Raw genomic sequence first — 17,246 nt, forward strand, 5'->3', positions numbered from 1 at the left:
AATTTGCTATTTCTTTTTTTACTACATTAGTCTTCAATCTAATATGTTCAATATGAAAGAAGATTTCCTTCATTATCTGTGGAAATTTAAGAAGTTTGATGTCTTAAATTTGAAAACTTTCAATGGTGAGGAAATCACAATAATCAATGTTGGTCAATATTTAGAGCTTGCAGGTCCTGATTTTTTCAATGCTCAAATAACCATTGGTAATCAAAAATGGGCTGGAAATGTCGAAATTCATCTTAAATCTTCAGATTGGTATGTGCATCATCACGAAAGAGACGAAGCCTACGAAAACGTAATTCTTCATGTGGTATGGGAACACGACTCGGAAATTTTTAGAAAAAATAACACAGAGATTCCAGTTTTAGAACTTAAAAAATATGTAGATACTGCAACAATATCCAATTATCAATCATTAATTTCCCCTAAATCGTGGATTTTCTGTGAGAAGCAAATTCAAGAAATTGATGAATTTGCATTCAAAAATTGGCAGGAACGTTTATTTTTTGAACGTTTGGAAAGAAAATCAAAACCAATATTTGATTTATTAGAACAAACCAATCACGATTGGGAAGCAGTGTTGTTTTGTCTTTTGGCGAAGAATTTTGGACTAAATACGAATGGTGAAATCTTTTTAGAAATAGCGCAAAATATTCCTTTTTCAATTGTTAGAAAAGAAAGTTTTGAGGTCGAAAATCTGGAAGCTTTAGTTCTTGGAACCGCAGGATTATTGGATTCGGAAAAAGAAGATAATTATTTTAAAGATTTAAAATTCAGGTATTTCTATTTATTGCATAAATATCAACTAGAAAAAAATAGCATTGAGCCAGTTCAATTTTTCAAGCATCGTCCCGATAATTTCCCAACGATTCGACTGTCTCAGTTGGCCAATTTATATCATAATCAGCAGAATTTATTCTCGAAAATCAACACGCTAAATTCTTTAAAAAGTATCTATGATTTGTTTCAGATTTCAGTTTCTGATTACTGGCTGAATCATTATCAATTTGATAAAGAAAGTCTAAAGAAAAAGAAATCACTTTCTAAATCCTTTGTCGATTTAATTGTTATAAACACGATAATTCCGTTACAATTCGCTTATGCAAAAAGTCAGGGAAAAGAAATTTCGGAGGATTTAATTCAACTCTTAAAGGAAATATCACCAGAAAAAAATGCTATTATTGATAAGTTTAATTCTTTCGGAATTGATTCAAAAAGTGCCTTTGATTCGCAATCATTGATTCAACTCAAAAATGAATATTGTAACAAAAGTAAATGTTTAGAATGCCGTGTAGGAATAGAACTGCTTAAAAAACAAGTAGTGGTTTAGTAAAGGCATCAACTGGATAATTTTGTATTTTTGTACAGAACTAATAATTCTTTAAGATGTCTGCAATTATAAAACTCAAGTTTTTTTTTGAAAAACACGGTTTTCATGTTTCCTCGCGTTTGGCTGATACTTTAGGTATGAGGGCCAGTAGCGTCCGATTATTTTTTATTTATTTATCATTCGTTACCGCAGGATTATGGTTTGCAGTTTATTTAACGCTTGCTTTTTGGATGCGTTTAAAAGACCTAATACGTGCCAAGCGTACCTCAGTTTTCGATTTATAATATAAAAAAAGCTCCTTCAATCTGAAGGAGCTTTTTGTTTTTACTCTTGTGTTTTATTAAGCTTCGAATTTCTTTTTCCATAAATGAAGTAAATCAAAATCCCAATTACTAGCCATCCTAATGAGAACAACTGTGCGTCTATGCTTAAATTGATCATCAAGTATGTATTGATTGCTATTCCACATACTGCAATTACGGGTAGTGCGGGAACTTTGAAACTGCGTTCTAAGCCTGGTTGCTTAACGCGTAAAATCCAAACGGCGACGCAAACCATGGTAAACGCAAATAAGGTTCCAAAACTACACATTTCTGCTAGTTTACTAATCGGTGTAAAGGCAGCAACTGTAGCAATAAATCCACCTAAAATCATCAAGTTTGTTTTTGGTGTACCAGAAATAGGATTTACTTTAGAAAAAACTGGAGGAATTAAACCATCTTTTGACATTCCTAAGAAGATACGAGATTGTCCCATGATCATTACCATTAATACTGATATCAAACCTACAGTAGCAGCTATTGTAATAATATAGCCAGCCCATGCTTGTCCTGCAATATCAAATGCGTAAGCTACTGGAGCTTTTATAGCCTCAGGGTATTTTCCTAGTGGGTTAAAATCTTGGTAGCTTATCATTCCTGTTAATACTAACGATACTAATATGTAAAGAATAGTACAAACTAATAATGATACAATAATTGCAAATGGCACATCTTTTTTAGGATTGATCGCTTCACCTGCTTGAGTAGAAACAGCATCAAAACCTACATAAGCAAAGAAAATTGCTGCAGCCCCAGAAACAATTCCGCCTATACCATAAGCCTGATGGGGTTTGTCATCTACAATGATTGTTTGAACATCAGGGATGAATGGTGTCCAATTGTCTACGTTAATAAAGAATAAGCCTGTTATGATAACAAATATAACGGCTGCAACTTTTAAAATTACAATGAAATTATTTGCGCTAGCAGCTTTTTCAGTTCCTTTTATTAACAATGAAATTACCAAAAGTACAATTAAAAATGCTGGAAGGTTCATAGAAAAACCCTCTCCTGTGTAGCTTGCTGGATCTGCAGTTAGCCATTCGGGGAGCTTAATACCAAACATTTTAAGCATTTTATTAAAATAACCAGACCAGGATACTGCGACGGTCATTGATCCCATAGCGTACTCTAAAATTAATCCCCAACCAATGATCCAAGCGAATATTTCCCCAATGGTACCATAGGCATAAGCATATGCCGATCCTTCAACAGGTAATATTGAAGCAAATTCAGAATAACATAAAGCTGCAAATACACAGGCTATTCCTGCTATAACAAATGAAAGAGCCAAAGCTGGACCAGCGTGATTGTATGCTCCTGTACCTGTCAGTACAAAAATACCTCCACCAATAATTGCTCCAATACCAATAGCTGTTAGGCTCCACTTGCCTAAAACTCGTTTTAATTCACTTTTTTTCATATCGGCTTCAAAAGCAGATACTGGTTTAACTCTCCAAATTGACATGGTTGTTTAATGTTTTAAGTTATTAAGCTTCAAATGTATTCTTTTTTGTAAAAAATAAAAATTATTATTTAAGTTTAAGTACTAAAAAATGTGTGAACAACTTATTTTTATCAATTTATCAGTGTTTACGTAAATAAAATATATTTGATTAAGCTCATATTAAAAATGTTTTGTTGTGAGCATTTAGACGTTTCATATTTATTCTTTACTTTTATAATTATTATGTATTAAGCTCGCAAACGTAACCAATGAGTTCAAAAGTTATTCAGTCTTATTTTAATTTTACTCGCGAACAGCGAAGCGGTATTTTTATATTGTTCGGAATTATTATTGTGTTGCAAATTATTTATTTTTTTGCACCCTTTTATTCTGAGCCAAAAGATAATCCTGAGAAACAGAAATGGCTTTCCCTTCAATCTCAGGTTGATGCTTTAAAAAAAGATGCAAATGGGGAAACTAATAAGATGTATCTCTATAACCCTAATTTTATAACCGATTATAAAGGGTATAAGTTAGGAATGTCGATATCAGAGATTGATCGGCTTTTTGCGTTTCGAAAAGAAAACAAGTATGTGAATTCAGCAAAAGAATTTCAAAACGTGACAAAGGTGTCAGATTCTTTATTAAATGTAATGGCTCCTTATTTCAAATTTCCAGATTGGGTAAACCAAAATAATGCGCCAAGACAGTATAAAAAGTATTCAAATCCGGCTTTCGCCAAAAAGGAAATTATTGTTCTAATTGATATAAATCAGGCTACGAAAGAGGATTTAGTAAAAATCTATGGAATTGGCGATGCTATTTCTCTTCGGATTTTAAAACAAAAAGAACTTTTGGGAGGGTTTGTTTCCATGGAGCAAATGAATGATTTGTGGGGATTATCTCCAGAAGTAATAGAAAATTTGAATACCCATTTTAAAGTTTCTGTACTTCCTGACTTTAAGAAAATAGATATTAACAACGCATCTTTAAAAGAGCTTACTCAGTTTTATTATTTCAGATACGCTTTGGCAAAACAAATAGTTACTTACAGAAGTATGAAAGGAAAAATCAACAATATTGAGGATTTAACAAAAATCAAGGGATTTCCTGTTGATAAAGCAAATTTAATTGGCTTATATTTGGACTTTAATTAAAATTCGGTAACTTGCGGCTTTAAATTCAATTGATTTTTTTAAAAAAATGACTGTTTTATTATGAACTATTTTTTAAATTATCATTTTATTATCTAGCGATCAAAATTCTAACCTCGAAACAAAAATCTATTTGTTTTGTTTCAACGCATTCAATATGTTAAAAAAAAGTATTAGTTATATGAATTCAATTTATTTTACAGAAGAACACCAATCATTTAGAGAAAGTTTAAAAGATTTTTTACAAAAAGAAGTTGTGCCACATATTGAGAAATGGGAAAAAACCGGCACTATTGAACGCTTTATTTGGAAGAAATTTGGTGAAATGGGCTATTTTGGTATTGCTTATCCTGAGGCATACGGAGGATTAAACTTAGACTTGTTTTACACCGTTATTTTTCTTGAAGAGCTTCAAAAAATTAAATCATCTGGTTTTGCAGCTGCGATGTGGGCACATTCCTATTTAGCAATGACCCATTTGAATGCCGAAGGCGATGAACGAATTAAACAAGATTATTTAGCGCCAAGTATAGCTGGTGAAAAAATAGGTGCTTTGTGTATATCAGAACCTTTTGGTGGTAGTGATGTAGCGGGTATGCGAACTAATGCGGTGTTAAAAGGCGATAAGTACGTAATAAATGGCTCAAAAACTTTTATTACAAATGGGGTGTATGCAGATTACTACATTGTGGCTGCAAAAACAAGTCCTGAACTTGGGAATAAGGGAATTAGCATCTTTTTGATGGATAGCAACTTGAAAGGTATTACTGCTAATAAATTGGATAAATTAGGTTGGAGAGCTTCAGATACTGCAGAGTTAGCATTTGATGATGTAGAAATTCCAGTAGAAAATTTGATGGGTGAAGCGGGTAAAGGGTTTCCTTATATTATGCAGCATTTTGCTTTAGAGCGTTTAATTATGGCTATTAATGCTCATGCACGAGCAGAGTACGCAATTGATTATACTATCGAATACATGTCGCAACGAGAGGCTTTTGGAAAAAAAATCAGCAAGTTTCAGGCATTGAGACATACTATGGTCGAGCATGCCACAGAAGTAGAACATTGCAAAGTGTTTAATTATGCGGCCGTGGCAAGATTAGACAAAGGCGAGTACGTAGTTAAGGAGGCTACAATGGCTAAATTAAAATCTACTAAAGTTTCTGATGATACTATATACAGTTGTTTACAAATGCTGGGAGGTTATGGTTACATGGAAGAATATCCTTTAGCGCGTTTGTCAAGAGACAGTCGTTTAGGGCCTATTGGCGGAGGAACATCAGAAATCCTCAAAGAGATATTAGGAAAAATGATCATTGATCAACAAAATTACGAGCCAGCAGTTAAATAACATCTCAAATACAGGGTAACAAGCATGAAATATTTCGCGACTTTTTAGTGAATTATTTTATAGACAAGCTTAAAAAAAGCGATAATCAATTTCGATTATCGCTTTTTTCATTTATTCCGTCTGCTATTATTTCTTGAACAATCTCATGTTCTCCTTCGCCAAGCTTTTCTTTTAGATGCTCTTGTTTTGAAGTATTCTTGTTGATGAAAAACTTTGCATATATTGGAAAATGATCAGATCCGAAATGTTCTAAACTTCTTAATTCATCAATAAATACATCTGGTGTGTGAAACATTAAATCAATTGGAAATCTTAAAAACCAATATTTGGTGTGAAAACTTGAAATGAATCCTCGACCAATTCTTCCGTCAATTGTCTCGCTGGTTTTTCTAAAAAGTATAGAGGATTTTGCCCAAGCTACATTATTGAAATCTCCAACTACGACACAGGTATCGGAGTTTTGTTTTATTTTTTTTGCGATACTCAAAAGTTCTCCATCACGCTCTTTAGAATTTTCTTCTTCAGTAGGACTTGGTGGTGGCGGATGAACGGCAAAAAAAGTGAATTTAAAATTGTCAGCAGTTGTTATTTTTGCCTCAATACTGGGCAGATCACTCGCCACAAAATAATGAATACTGTGTTTTGTTATTTTTAATTTAGAATATAAATGCATCCCGTAGGTGTTATCTAAGGCTACTTTAATATTGTATTTGTATTTTTGATCCAAAACTGAGAGTGCTTTTTCCCAATTTTCATCAGATTCCATGGTTAAAACAATATCTGGATTGTATTTGTGAACTAAAGCTGTAAATTTTGCGTATTCTAAATTTTCTTGAAATACGTTGGCTGAAAGTACTGTGATTATTTCTGAAGAAACATCACAAGGTTCTCTTTGTACTGACTTGTGAAAAGAAGTATACTTGTAAAGGGCTGCAAGATGACTTATAATACTTAATAAAGTCAAAAACTGAAGAATCTGTATCCAAACATCTGATTCATTTATTAAGATAAAGCTAAAGGCTAAAGCAGTAATCTGTAAAATAAGTATCTGAATTTTTCCAAACTCAAAAAATCTATAGAACCAATGTGTAAGTGGCATATAGGGTAAAAAACTTGCAATAAGTAATAGAGTAGAAATTATGATAAACCACATAAAATTTATTTTGTTGGTAAAATTAAATAAAATTATGTAAATACTTGTTAGTTCACTTTATTATCCTACTTTTGCAAACTAAAGAAAGGGGGTGTCTATATTATGTTAATTATACCAATTAAAGACGGAGAAAATATCGATAGAGCGTTAAAACGTTACAAAAGAAAATTTGATAAAACAGGAACTGTTCGTCAATTAAGAGCTCGTACAGCTTTTATTAAACCTTCAGTAACGAATAGAATCAAAATTCAAAAAGCGGCTTATATCCAAAATATGAGAGATAACTTAGAGAGTTAGTCAATATCTATTCAAAATAAAATACCGTTAGTCATCAGAAGTTTTATAACTTTGATGCTAACGGTTTTTTTATGACTACAAATATAGATGCATTTCGAAATTACCTGCAATTGGAGAAGAAATATTCTCCACATACCATAATAGCGTATTGCAATGACATTTCTTCTTTCGAATCCTACAATACAATACATTTTGACCAAAAAAATATAGATCAGGCCAATTACAATCAAATAAGGACTTGGATTGTATTTCTTGTCAATGCTGGTTTGTCCAATACTTCCGTCAATAGAAAAATGGCTTCCTTGAAAGCATTTTATAAGTTTTTATTAAAAACTAAGCAGTTAGAGGTAAGTCCGCTACTTAAACACAAAGCCTTAAAGTCACAAAAAATCCTTCAGATTCCCTTTTCTGAAAAAGAAGTTGTCGATGTTTTAGATGTAATGAATAACACTTCAGGTTTTGAGGGTATTCGAAATAAGCTTATCATAGATTTGTTTTATACTACCGGGATGCGTAGGGCAGAGTTGATCGGTTTGAAAATAGTCAATTTAGATCTGGCTAGTGGTACTGTAAAAGTATTGGGAAAGCGCAATAAGGAACGTATTTTGCCCATTTTACCTATTATAAAAGAGCAGTTTTTTCTGTTTCTAGAAGAGCGAGACCGCTTGATTTCTATTGTTGATTGTGATTATTTATTTCTAACAAAAAAAGGGTTAAAATTAAATGAATCCTTTGTGTATCGATTAATAAATTCTTACTTTAGTGGAGTCTCTGAAAAAGTAAAAAAGAGTCCCCATATCTTGAGACATACTTTTGCAACGCATTTGTTAAATAATGGAGCAGATTTAAATTCACTCAAAGAATTATTAGGTCATTCTAGTTTGGCGTCAACGCAAATATACACGCACAATAGTTTGTCAGAACTTAAAAGTGTATACGAAGGAGCGCATCCTAGAATGCGAAAGTAATTTGGAGAAATGTTTAACTATTAAAAAAAAAATTATGAAGGTAAGTGTTCATGCGGTTAACTTTACTGTTGACAAAAAACTGGTAGATTTTGTTCAGGATAGAATGGACAAGTTGGAAAAGTACTATGATAAAGTGGTATCAGCAGATGTTTTTTTGAAGGTTGAAAAAACAAGTGATAAGGAAAACAAAATTGCCGAAGTAAAAATCAATGTTCCTGGCGATGATTTTTTAGTTAAAAAACAATGTAAAACTTTTGAAGAAGCTGTTGAGCTCTCGGCAGAATCCTTAGAGAGAGTGTTAATAAAAAGAAAAGAAAAAATAAGTTCACACATTTAAAATTATTTTTTTTTAAAAAATGTTTTGAATGAGAGATAAAATCTCTACATTTGCAGTCCGTTAGAAATAGCGGACTTTTTTTATTGATTCGCCAGCGTAGCTCAGTTGGCTAGAGCAGCTGATTTGTAATCAGCAGGTCGTGGGTTCGAGTCCCTCCGCCGGCTCAAAAATGTAAAGGTTAATAATAAAAAAAGTAGGGGAGATACTCAAGCGGCCAACGAGGGCAGACTGTAAATCTGCTGTGTAAACTTCGCAGGTTCGAATCCTGCTCTCCCCACTAGGAAAATTAAATTGTGGTAATTGAATTGAAAAAATCAAAACTGTGATTTAAACTCTTTGATAAGAGGTTCTGCCGACTTAGCTCAGAGGTAGAGTGCTTCCTTGGTAAGGAAGAGGTCACGGGTTCAATTCCCGTAGTTGGCTCAATTAAGTAGGAAATTGAAATAAATATATAAACTAGATTAAAAATTAAGTAAAATGGCAAAAGAAACCTTTAACCGTAACAAGCCCCACTTAAACATTGGTACAATTGGGCACGTAGATCACGGAAAAACTACATTAACTGCAGCAATAACTAAAGTGTTATCTGATGCTGGTTACTGTCAAGCAAAATCATTTGATCAAATTGATAATGCTCCTGAAGAAAAAGAAAGAGGTATTACAATTAATACATCTCACGTTGAGTATGAAACTGCTAATCGTCATTACGCTCACGTTGACTGTCCAGGTCACGCGGATTACGTAAAGAACATGGTTACTGGAGCTGCGCAAATGGATGGTGCTATTCTTGTAGTAGCTGCAACTGATGGTCCAATGCCACAAACACGTGAGCACATTCTTTTAGGTCGTCAGGTTGGTATTCCTAGAATGGTTGTATTCATGAACAAAGTGGATATGGTTGATGACGAGGAATTATTAGAACTTGTTGAAATGGAAATTAGAGACTTATTGTCTTTTTATGAATATGATGGAGATAATTGTCCAGTTATTCAAGGGTCAGCTCTTGGTGGATTAAACAATGATCCAGTTTGGACTCCAAAAATTCTTGAACTAATGGAAGCAGTAGATTCTTGGATTGAAGAGCCAATTAGAGATACTGAAAAGCCTTTCTTGATGCCAGTTGAAGATGTATTTACTATTACTGGTCGTGGAACTGTAGCTACAGGTCGTATCGAAACTGGTATTGCTAATACAGGTGATGCTGTTGAAATCATTGGTATGGGAGCTGAAAAATTAACTTCTACAATTACAGGAGTTGAGATGTTCCGTAAAATCCTTGATAGAGGTGAAGCTGGAGATAACGTAGGTTTATTGTTAAGAGGTGTTGATAAAGAATCTATCAAAAGAGGAATGGTTATCATTAAGCCAGGATCAGTAAAACCACACGCTACTTTCAAAGCTGAGGTTTATATCTTGAAAAAAGAAGAAGGTGGACGTCATACTCCATTCCATAATAACTACCGTCCACAGTTTTACGTACGTACAACTGACGTAACAGGAGTTATTACTTTACCAGAAGGTGTAGAGATGGTAATGCCAGGAGACAACTTAACGATCAATGTATCTTTGTTAAGCCCAATCGCAATGAGCGTTGGTTTACGTTTCGCTATCCGTGAAGGTGGTAGAACTGTAGGTGCTGGACAAGTTACTGAGATAGTAGGTTAATCCATTAAATATATTCAAAAAAGTAGTGTCGTTTAACGATGACACTACTTTTTATTCTACGGGCGTAGTTCAAGGGTAGAATAGCGGTCTCCAAAACCGTTGATGGGGGTTCGAATCCCTCCGCCCGTGCAAAAAAATAAATCATAATGACAAAAGTTGTTAATTACATATCAGAAGCATTTGAAGAATTAAAGTCAAATGTAACTTGGCCTGCTTGGTCTGAGGTGCAACGTCTTACGATTGTTGTTGCTGTTTTTTCAGTTTTATTCGCTTTGGCAACTTGGGGAGTAGATGAAATTTTTGCGAAAGCTTTGGCTGGATTTTTTAACTGGATTAAAGCGTAATTCTCTTGTTATGGCAGATAATAATATTAAGAAGTGGTATGTCGTTAGAGCGGTCAGTGGTCAAGAGAATAAGGTAAAAGCTTATATTGAGACTGAAATAGCTAGACTTGGAATGGAAGATTATGTTTCTCAAGTTTTAGTTCCTACTGAAAAAGTAGTTACAGTAAAAGAGGGAAAAAAAATAGTCAAAGACAAAGTTTATTTTCCGGGTTATGTTATGATAGAAGCTAATCTTGTTGGTGAAATACCTCATATTATCAAGTCTATAACAAGTGTTATTGGTTTTTTAGGAGAAATCAAAGGTGGAGAACCTGTTCCGTTAAGAATGTCTGAAGTCAATAGAATGTTGGGTAAAGTAGATGAGTTAGCTGTAAATACAGATACTCGTTCTATTCCCTTTAATATTGGAGAAACAATTAAGGTTGTTGATGGCCCTTTTAATGGTTTCAATGGAACTGTTGAAAAAATCAATGAAGAAAAGCGTAAACTAGAAGTAATGGTTAAAATTTTCGGAAGAAAAACACCATTAGAACTTAGTTTTATGCAAGTTGAAAAAGTATAATTTTTTGTTACATCTATAATATCCATTATAATCGCTTCCATTGATTGTAATGTTAAATTTTTTAAAAAATGGCTAAAGAAATTAGTAAGGTAGTTAAACTACAAGTTAAGGGAGGTGCTGCGAACCCGTCGCCACCGGTTGGACCTGCTTTAGGAGCTGCTGGGGTAAACATCATGGAATTCTGTAAGCAGTTTAATGCTAGAACTCAAGATAAACCCGGCAAAATATGCCCAGTACAAATTACTGTGTATAAAGACAAATCATTTGATTTTGTTGTAAAAACTCCTCCAGCGGCTGTCCAGTTATTGGAAGCTGCAAAGCTAAAGTCAGGATCTGGTGAACCAAATCGTAAAAAAGTAGCAAGCGTTACTTGGGATGTTATCAAAGCAATTGCTGAAGATAAAATGGTAGATTTAAATGCATTCACAATCGAATCTGCTATGAGCATGATTGCTGGAACAGCTAGATCTATGGGTATAACTGTATCAGGAGATTCTCCTTTTTAATTAAGAGAAAGACATGGCAAAATTGACAAAAAAGCAAAAAGAGGCTGCTTCAAAAATTGAAAAGAACAAATTATACTCTTTAAAAGATGCTGCTGCATTGATAAAGGTTATTGCTTCTGCAAAATTTGATGAGTCTGTTGATATCGCTGTTCGATTGGGTGTAGATCCAAGAAAAGCGAATCAAATGGTAAGAGGTGTAGTAACATTACCTCATGGAACTGGTAAAGATGTAAAAGTATTAGCATTAGTTACTCCAGATAAAGAAGCGGAAGCTTTGGCTGCTGGTGCTGACTATGTAGGTCTTGACGATTACCTTCAAAAAATTAAAGACGGTTGGACAGATGTTGATGTTATCATCACTATGCCTGCTGTTATGGGTAAATTAGGCCCATTAGGTCGTATTTTAGGACCTAGAGGTTTAATGCCAAACCCTAAAACAGGTACAGTAACTATGGATGTTGCTAAGGCTGTTCAAGAGGTAAAAGCTGGTAAAATTGACTTTAAAGTTGACAAAACTGGTATCGTACATGCAGGAATTGGTAAAGTTTCTTTTGGAGCTGAGCAAATTTATGACAATGCACACGAAATTATTCAAACATTAATCAAACTTAAGCCAACTGCTGCTAAAGGTACCTACATTAAAGGTATTCACCTTACAAGCACTATGAGTCCTGCAATTGCATTGGATCCAAAAGCAGTATAATTGGTAGTTAATAATTTTTAGTATGACTAGAGAAGAAAAATCAATCGCGATTGAAGAATTAACTGCACAGTTAGCTGGTACAAATATCATATACATATCTGATATTTCAGGACTTAATGCAGAGACTACTTCAAGCTTGAGAAGAGCTTGTTTTAAAGCAGGTATAAAATTAGAGGTTGTAAAAAACACTTTGCTTGCAAAAGCAATGGAAGCTTCTGATAATGATTATGGTGACTTACCATCTGTATTGACTGGTAATAGTGCTATATTTATTTCAGATGTTGCAAATGCACCTGGAAAAATAATTAAAGATTTCAGAAAAAAATCAGCTAAACCTGTATTAAAGGGAGCTTATATAAACGCTGAAATTTATATTGGAGACGATCAATTAGATGCATTAGCAACTATTAAATCTAAAGAAGAGCTTATCGGCGAAATCATTGGATTGCTTCAATCACCAGCTCAAAGAGTTATTTCTGCTCTTCAAAACCAATTCGCGAAAAGCGAAGAGGCTACAGAAGAAGTGGAAGCATAATAAAACCGACTTTATAGTCTAAGTTTTATTTTAAAAAGCGCACAATAAATAAATTATATTTTTACAAATCATTTTAAAACGATAGAAAAAATGGCAGATTTGAAACAATTCGCAGAACAATTAGTTAACCTAACGGTAAAAGAAGTTAACGAATTAGCAACAATATTAAAAGATGAGTACGGAATCGAACCAGCTGCTGCAGCTGTAGTAGTTTCAGGTGGTGGTGAAGCTGCTGCTGAAGAGGTTCAAACAGAATTTACAGTTGTATTGAAAGAAGCTGGTGCTTCTAAATTAGCAGTTGTAAAATTAGTTAAAGAACTTACAGGTTTAGGTTTGAAAGAAGCTAAAGATGTAGTTGATAGCGCACCAAGTAATGTAAAAGAAGGTGTTTCTAAAGAAGAGGCTGAAGGTCTTAAAAAATCTTTAGAAGAAGCTGGAGCTGTTGTTGAGCTTAAATAGTTAAACTCAGTTTAAAGAATAAGGTTTAGGTCTTGGGTTTAGTCACCCAATGACCTAAACCATTTTTCGTATAACAAAAGTCTAGCTTGTATTATTACAATTTATACTTTTTAATACAATAATTTTATCCATTACGAGAAAATAAATCAATAGATAATAAGAAAGTAGTTATCTTAAATTGATTTTTTAAAGATGTAATGGTTGTAAAATTTAAACGTAAATAAATTTTTATTTACACCAAAAATTACTTTTTTAATCAAAATTTTGTCCATTGATGCTAACAAATCAGACTGAAAGATTGAATTTTGCCTCCACAAAAAATATTCCTGACTATCCAGATTTTCTAGATGTTCAGGTTAAATCGTTTAAAGATTTTTTTCAATTAGAAACTAAATCTGACGAAAGAGGTGACGAAGGGCTTTACAACACCTTCATGGAAAACTTCCCAATTACTGATACAAGAAATAACTTTGTATTAGAATTCCTTGATTATTTTGTAGACCCACCACGTTATACAATTCAAGAATGTATAGAAAGAGGTCTTACTTATAGTGTGCCTTTAAAAGCAAGGTTAAAACTATATTGTACAGATCCAGAACACGAAGATTTTGAAACTATTGTTCAAGATGTTTATCTTGGTACAATTCCTTACATGACACCGAGTGGTACCTTTGTTATTAATGGTGCCGAGCGTGTAGTTGTTTCTCAATTACACAGATCTCCGGGTGTTTTCTTTGGTCAATCATTCCATGCAAATGGAACAAAATTGTATTCTGCCAGAGTAATTCCTTTTAAAGGTTCTTGGATAGAATTTTCTACAGATATTAATAGTGTAATGTACGCTTATATCGACAGAAAGAAAAAGTTACCTGTTACTACCTTATTCCGTGCTATTGGATTCGAAAGAGATAAAGATATTCTTGAGATTTTTGATCTTGCAGAGGAAATTAAAGTTTCAAAAACAGGACTTAAAAAATACATCGGTAGAAAATTAGCTGCACGTGTATTGAATACATGGCATGAAGATTTCGTTGATGAAGATACTGGTGAGGTAGTTTCTATCGAACGTAACGAAATAATCCTTGATAGAGATACAATTATCGACAAAGATAATGTTGAGGAAATCATTGATTCTAACGTTAAATCTATTTTGTTACACAAAGAAGATGCTAATCAAGGTGATTATGCTATCATTCATAATACATTGCAAAAAGATCCAACAAACTCTGAAAAAGAGGCTGTTGAACATATTTATAGACAATTACGTAATGCTGAACCGCCTGATGAAGAAACGGCTCGTGGTATTATAGATAAATTGTTCTTCTCTGACCAACGTTACAACTTAGGTGAGGTAGGTCGTTATAGAATAAATAAAAAATTAGGTTTAGATACTCCAATGGAAAAGCAAGTCTTGACCAAAGAAGATATCATAACTATTGTAAAATATTTGATCGAATTGATTAACTCTAAAGCAGAGATTGATGATATTGATCACTTATCAAACCGTCGTGTTAGAACAGTTGGAGAACAATTGTCTCAACAATTCGGTGTTGGTTTAGCGCGTATGGCTAGAACCATTCGTGAGAGAATGAACGTTAGAGATAACGAGGTGTTTACACCAATAGATTTGATTAATGCAAAAACATTATCTTCTGTTATCAACTCTTTCTTTGGAACAAACCAGTTGTCTCAGTTTATGGATCAAACTAATCCGCTTGCCGAGATTACGCATAAGAGAAGACTATCTGCACTAGGACCAGGTGGACTTTCGAGAGAAAGAGCCGGATTTGAAGTACGTGACGTTCACTATACGCATTATGGACGTTTATGTCCAATTGAAACTCCTGAGGGACCAAACATTGGTTTGATTTCATCTCTTGGGGTTTATGCTAAAGTAAACGGAATGGGTTTCATTGAAACACCATACCGTAAAGTAACCAATGGAACGGTAGATTTAGTGTCTACTCCAGTGTACTTAAGCGCAGAAGAAGAAGAGGGAATGATGATTGCTCAGGCAAACATTCAAATGGATGCCACTGGAAAAATTACTGCCGAAGACGTAATTGCACGTCAAGAAGGTGATTTCCCTGTAATTGAACCAACAAGAGTAGATTACACCGATGTTGCGCCAAACCAGATTGCTTCTATCTCAGCGTCTTTGATTCCTTTCTTGGAACATGATGATGCGAATAGAGCCTTGATGGGATCTAATATGATGCGTCAGGCCGTACCATTAATTCGTCCTGAAGCTCCTATTGTTGGAACTGGTTTAGAGCGTCAAGTAGCTTCTGATTCTAGAGTATTGATTAATGCTGAAGGAGATGGAGTTATAGAATATGTAGATGCAAATATCATCACTATCAAATACGATCGTTCTGAGGAAGAAAGAATGGTGAGTTTTGAGCCAGATGAGAAAACATACAATCTAATTAAATTTAGAAAAACCAATCAAGGTACAAGTATCAACCTTAAACCTATCGTAAGAAAAGGGGATAGAGTGGTTCCTGGACAAGTATTATCAGAAGGGTATGCGACTCAAAATGGTGAATTGGCTTTAGGTAGAAACCTAAAAGTTGCATTTATGCCATGGAAAGGGTACAACTTTGAGGATGCGATTGTAATTTCTGAAAAAGTAGTTCGTGACGATATTTTTACTTCTATTCACGTGGATGATTATTCACTTGAAGTTAGAGATACTAAATTAGGTAACGAAGAATTAACGAACGATATACCGAACGTTTCTGAAGAAGCTACTAAAGATTTAGATGAAAATGGTATGATTAGAATTGGAGCAGAGGTTAAACCTGGTGACATTCTGATCGGAAAAATTACTCCAAAAGGAGAATCAGATCCTACTCCGGAAGAGAAATTGCTTCGCGCAATCTTCGGGGATAAAGCAGGTGATGTAAAAGATGCTTCATTAAAAGCGTCTCCTTCTTTACATGGTGTTGTTTTAGACAAAAAATTGTTCGCAAGAGCAGTGAAAGATAAACGTAAACGTACTCAAGACAAGGATGCTTTAGGAGCACTTGAAATGGAGTTTGAAGTTAAATTTGTTGAATTAAAAGACAAATTAGTTGAAAAACTTTTCTTGATCGTAAACGGAAAAACATCTCAAGGTGTAATGAATGATTTGGGTGAAGAAGTTTTACCAAAAGGTAAAAAATACACTCAAAAAATGCTTTATGCTGTTGAAGATTTTGCTCACTTAAGTAAAGGTCAATGGGTTGCTGATGATGCAACTAATAAAATGGTGAATGATTTAATTCATAACTATAAAATTAAATTGAACGATTTACAAGGTGCATTACGTAGAGAGAAATTCACTATTACTGTTGGAGATGAATTGCCAGCAGGAATCTTGAAATTAGCTAAGGTATATATTGCCAAAAAACGTAAACTGAAAGTTGGGGATAAAATGGCGGGACGTCACGGTAACAAAGGTATTGTTGCTCGTATCGTTCGTCATGAAGATATGCCTTTCCTTGAAGATGGAACGCCAGTTGATATCGTGTTGAACCCACTTGGGGTACCTTCACGTATGAACATTGGTCAAATTTATGAAACGGTACTTGGTTGGGCTGGAATGAACTTGGGTAGAAAATTTGCTACACCAATTTTTGACGGAGCAACTTTGGATCAAATTAATGAATTGACTGACGAAGCTGGAATACCACGTTTTGGACATACACATTTATATGATGGTGGTACAGGAGAACGTTTCCATCAAGCGGCAACAGTAGGAGTTATCTACATGTTGAAACTTGGACACATGGTTGACGATAAAATGCACGCACGTTCTATAGGTCCATACTCGTTGATTACACAACAACCACTTGGAGGTAAAGCTCAATTTGGAGGTCAACGTTTTGGAGAGATGGAGGTTTGGGCACTTGAAGCTTATGGAGCATCAAGTACTCTTAGAGAAATCTTGACTGTGAAATCTGATGATGTTATTGGTAGAGCAAAAACTTACGAAGCAATCGTAAAAGGTGAATCTATGCCGGAACCAGGATTACCAGAATCATTCAATGTATTGATGCATGAATTGAAAGGTCTTGGACTAGACATTCGTTTAGAAGAATAAAAGGTTAGTATTCAGTGTTCAGTAT

17 protein-coding genes and 4 tRNA genes are annotated in these 17,246 nt (G+C 34.1%); 19 read left to right on the forward strand and 2 right to left on the reverse strand.

Going from position 1 to position 17,246, the window contains the following annotated elements:
- The first annotated feature begins 52 nt into the window (after positions 1–52).
- Together AC061C_RS00395 and AC061C_RS00400 are read left to right on the forward strand one after the other, a co-directional pair.
- Positions 53–1,333, forward strand: coding sequence for a DUF2851 family protein (locus tag AC061C_RS00395; protein ID WP_478289567.1), 1,281 nt, complete (start codon positions 53–55; stop codon positions 1,331–1,333).
- A 56-nt stretch (positions 1,334–1,389) separates the two neighbouring features.
- Entirely contained in the window at positions 1,390–1,617 is a 228-nt protein-coding gene (locus AC061C_RS00400) for a PspC domain-containing protein (protein WP_309757950.1), read from the forward strand.
- Positions 1,618–1,657: 40 nt separating this feature from the next.
- Here the strand turns inward: AC061C_RS00400 and AC061C_RS00405 are convergent, their stop codons facing one another.
- Positions 1,658–3,121, reverse strand: coding sequence for an APC family permease (locus tag AC061C_RS00405; protein WP_478289568.1), 1,464 nt, complete (start codon positions 3,119–3,121; stop codon positions 1,658–1,660).
- 248 nt (positions 3,122–3,369) lie between these two features.
- Here AC061C_RS00405 and AC061C_RS00410 point away from each other — a divergent pair, with 248 nt between their 5' ends.
- Both AC061C_RS00410 and AC061C_RS00415 read left to right on the forward strand, forming a co-directional pair.
- On the forward strand, positions 3,370–4,257 hold the full coding sequence (locus AC061C_RS00410) for a ComEA family DNA-binding protein (RefSeq protein WP_478289569.1): 888 nt from the start codon (positions 3,370–3,372) through the stop codon (positions 4,255–4,257).
- A gap of 178 nt (positions 4,258–4,435) precedes the next feature.
- Entirely contained in the window at positions 4,436–5,605 is a 1,170-nt protein-coding gene (locus AC061C_RS00415) for an acyl-CoA dehydrogenase family protein (RefSeq protein ID WP_417969363.1), read from the forward strand.
- An 85-nt stretch (positions 5,606–5,690) separates the two neighbouring features.
- Here the strand turns inward: AC061C_RS00415 and AC061C_RS00420 are convergent, their stop codons facing one another.
- Entirely contained in the window at positions 5,691–6,758 is a 1,068-nt protein-coding gene (locus tag AC061C_RS00420) for an endonuclease/exonuclease/phosphatase family protein (protein ID WP_478289570.1), read from the reverse strand.
- Positions 6,759–6,860: 102 nt separating this feature from the next.
- Between AC061C_RS00420 and rpsU the strand changes: the two genes are divergently transcribed.
- The 15 genes from rpsU (at position 6,861) to rpoB (ending at position 17,221) form a co-directional block, all read left to right on the forward strand.
- On the forward strand, positions 6,861–7,055 hold the full coding sequence (rpsU, locus tag AC061C_RS00425) for a 30S ribosomal protein S21 (protein ID WP_035670421.1): 195 nt from the start codon (positions 6,861–6,863) through the stop codon (positions 7,053–7,055).
- Between the two features lie 71 nt (positions 7,056–7,126).
- Positions 7,127–8,023, forward strand: a complete 897-nt coding sequence (locus AC061C_RS00430) for a tyrosine-type recombinase/integrase (protein WP_478289571.1) — start codon at positions 7,127–7,129, stop codon at positions 8,021–8,023.
- A gap of 34 nt (positions 8,024–8,057) precedes the next feature.
- Positions 8,058–8,360, forward strand: a complete 303-nt coding sequence (gene hpf, locus AC061C_RS00435) for a ribosome hibernation-promoting factor, HPF/YfiA family (protein ID WP_478289572.1) — start codon at positions 8,058–8,060, stop codon at positions 8,358–8,360.
- A 90-nt stretch (positions 8,361–8,450) separates the two neighbouring features.
- A tRNA-Thr gene (locus tag AC061C_RS00440) sits at positions 8,451–8,524 on the forward strand.
- 32 nt (positions 8,525–8,556) lie between these two features.
- Positions 8,557–8,637 (forward strand) — tRNA-Tyr (locus tag AC061C_RS00445).
- Positions 8,638–8,711: 74 nt separating this feature from the next.
- Positions 8,712–8,783 (forward strand) — tRNA-Thr (locus AC061C_RS00450).
- Between the two features lie 54 nt (positions 8,784–8,837).
- A complete protein-coding gene (tuf, locus tag AC061C_RS00455; RefSeq protein ID WP_417985258.1) occupies positions 8,838–10,025 on the forward strand; it encodes an elongation factor Tu in 1,188 nt (395 codons plus the stop codon).
- Positions 10,026–10,083: 58 nt separating this feature from the next.
- A tRNA-Trp gene (locus AC061C_RS00460) sits at positions 10,084–10,154 on the forward strand.
- Positions 10,155–10,171: 17 nt separating this feature from the next.
- Complete coding sequence (secE, locus tag AC061C_RS00465) at positions 10,172–10,369, forward strand: preprotein translocase subunit SecE (RefSeq protein WP_417946898.1); 198 nt, start codon at positions 10,172–10,174, stop codon at positions 10,367–10,369.
- A gap of 10 nt (positions 10,370–10,379) precedes the next feature.
- On the forward strand, positions 10,380–10,931 hold the full coding sequence (nusG, locus tag AC061C_RS00470) for a transcription termination/antitermination protein NusG (protein WP_417946899.1): 552 nt from the start codon (positions 10,380–10,382) through the stop codon (positions 10,929–10,931).
- Positions 10,932–10,999: 68 nt separating this feature from the next.
- The gene (gene rplK, locus AC061C_RS00475; protein WP_035639405.1) at positions 11,000–11,437 is read left to right on the forward strand and encodes a 50S ribosomal protein L11; all 438 of its coding nucleotides are present in this window, start codon (positions 11,000–11,002) and stop codon (positions 11,435–11,437) included.
- A gap of 13 nt (positions 11,438–11,450) precedes the next feature.
- The gene (gene rplA, locus AC061C_RS00480) at positions 11,451–12,140 is read left to right on the forward strand and encodes a 50S ribosomal protein L1 (protein ID WP_039111376.1); all 690 of its coding nucleotides are present in this window, start codon (positions 11,451–11,453) and stop codon (positions 12,138–12,140) included.
- Between the two features lie 22 nt (positions 12,141–12,162).
- Positions 12,163–12,675 carry a 50S ribosomal protein L10 gene (gene rplJ / locus AC061C_RS00485; RefSeq protein WP_417946902.1) on the forward strand — a complete coding sequence of 171 codons (513 nt, stop codon included), beginning with the start codon at positions 12,163–12,165 and terminating at the stop codon, positions 12,673–12,675.
- Between the two features lie 90 nt (positions 12,676–12,765).
- On the forward strand, positions 12,766–13,134 hold the full coding sequence (gene rplL, locus AC061C_RS00490) for a 50S ribosomal protein L7/L12 (protein ID WP_035670434.1): 369 nt from the start codon (positions 12,766–12,768) through the stop codon (positions 13,132–13,134).
- Positions 13,135–13,408: 274 nt separating this feature from the next.
- A complete protein-coding gene (rpoB, locus tag AC061C_RS00495; protein WP_417946904.1) occupies positions 13,409–17,221 on the forward strand; it encodes a DNA-directed RNA polymerase subunit beta in 3,813 nt (1,270 codons plus the stop codon).
- Positions 17,222–17,246 lie beyond the last annotated feature (25 nt).

The sequence above is a fragment of the Flavobacterium sp. GNP010 genome (assembly GCF_056428945.1).

Excerpts from the sequence above, each read along its gene's own strand:
- AC061C_RS00410 (WP_478289569.1), top strand. The coding sequence starts at position 3,370 with ATGAGTTCAAAAGTTATTCAGTCTTATTTTAATTTTACTCGCGAACAG.
- rpoB (WP_417946904.1), top strand. The coding sequence starts at position 13,409 with ATGCTAACAAATCAGACTGAAAGATTGAATTTTGCCTCCACAAAAAAT.
- tuf (WP_417985258.1), top strand. The coding sequence starts at position 8,838 with ATGGCAAAAGAAACCTTTAACCGTAACAAGCCCCACTTAAACATTGGT.
- secE (WP_417946898.1), top strand. The coding sequence starts at position 10,172 with ATGACAAAAGTTGTTAATTACATATCAGAAGCATTTGAAGAATTAAAG.
- rplJ (WP_417946902.1), top strand. The coding sequence starts at position 12,163 with ATGACTAGAGAAGAAAAATCAATCGCGATTGAAGAATTAACTGCACAG.
- rpsU (WP_035670421.1), top strand. The coding sequence starts at position 6,861 with ATGTTAATTATACCAATTAAAGACGGAGAAAATATCGATAGAGCGTTA.
- rplL (WP_035670434.1), top strand. The coding sequence starts at position 12,766 with ATGGCAGATTTGAAACAATTCGCAGAACAATTAGTTAACCTAACGGTA.
- AC061C_RS00420 (WP_478289570.1), bottom strand. The coding sequence starts at position 6,758 with ATGTGGTTTATCATAATTTCTACTCTATTACTTATTGCAAGTTTTTTA.
- rplK (WP_035639405.1), top strand. The coding sequence starts at position 11,000 with ATGGCTAAAGAAATTAGTAAGGTAGTTAAACTACAAGTTAAGGGAGGT.
- AC061C_RS00415 (WP_417969363.1), top strand. The coding sequence starts at position 4,436 with ATGAATTCAATTTATTTTACAGAAGAACACCAATCATTTAGAGAAAGT.
- nusG (WP_417946899.1), top strand. The coding sequence starts at position 10,380 with ATGGCAGATAATAATATTAAGAAGTGGTATGTCGTTAGAGCGGTCAGT.
- AC061C_RS00430 (WP_478289571.1), top strand. The coding sequence starts at position 7,127 with ATGACTACAAATATAGATGCATTTCGAAATTACCTGCAATTGGAGAAG.
- AC061C_RS00395 (WP_478289567.1), top strand. The coding sequence starts at position 53 with ATGAAAGAAGATTTCCTTCATTATCTGTGGAAATTTAAGAAGTTTGAT.
- AC061C_RS00400 (WP_309757950.1), top strand. The coding sequence starts at position 1,390 with ATGTCTGCAATTATAAAACTCAAGTTTTTTTTTGAAAAACACGGTTTT.
- AC061C_RS00405 (WP_478289568.1), bottom strand. The coding sequence starts at position 3,121 with ATGTCAATTTGGAGAGTTAAACCAGTATCTGCTTTTGAAGCCGATATG.
- rplA (WP_039111376.1), top strand. The coding sequence starts at position 11,451 with ATGGCAAAATTGACAAAAAAGCAAAAAGAGGCTGCTTCAAAAATTGAA.
- hpf (WP_478289572.1), top strand. The coding sequence starts at position 8,058 with ATGAAGGTAAGTGTTCATGCGGTTAACTTTACTGTTGACAAAAAACTG.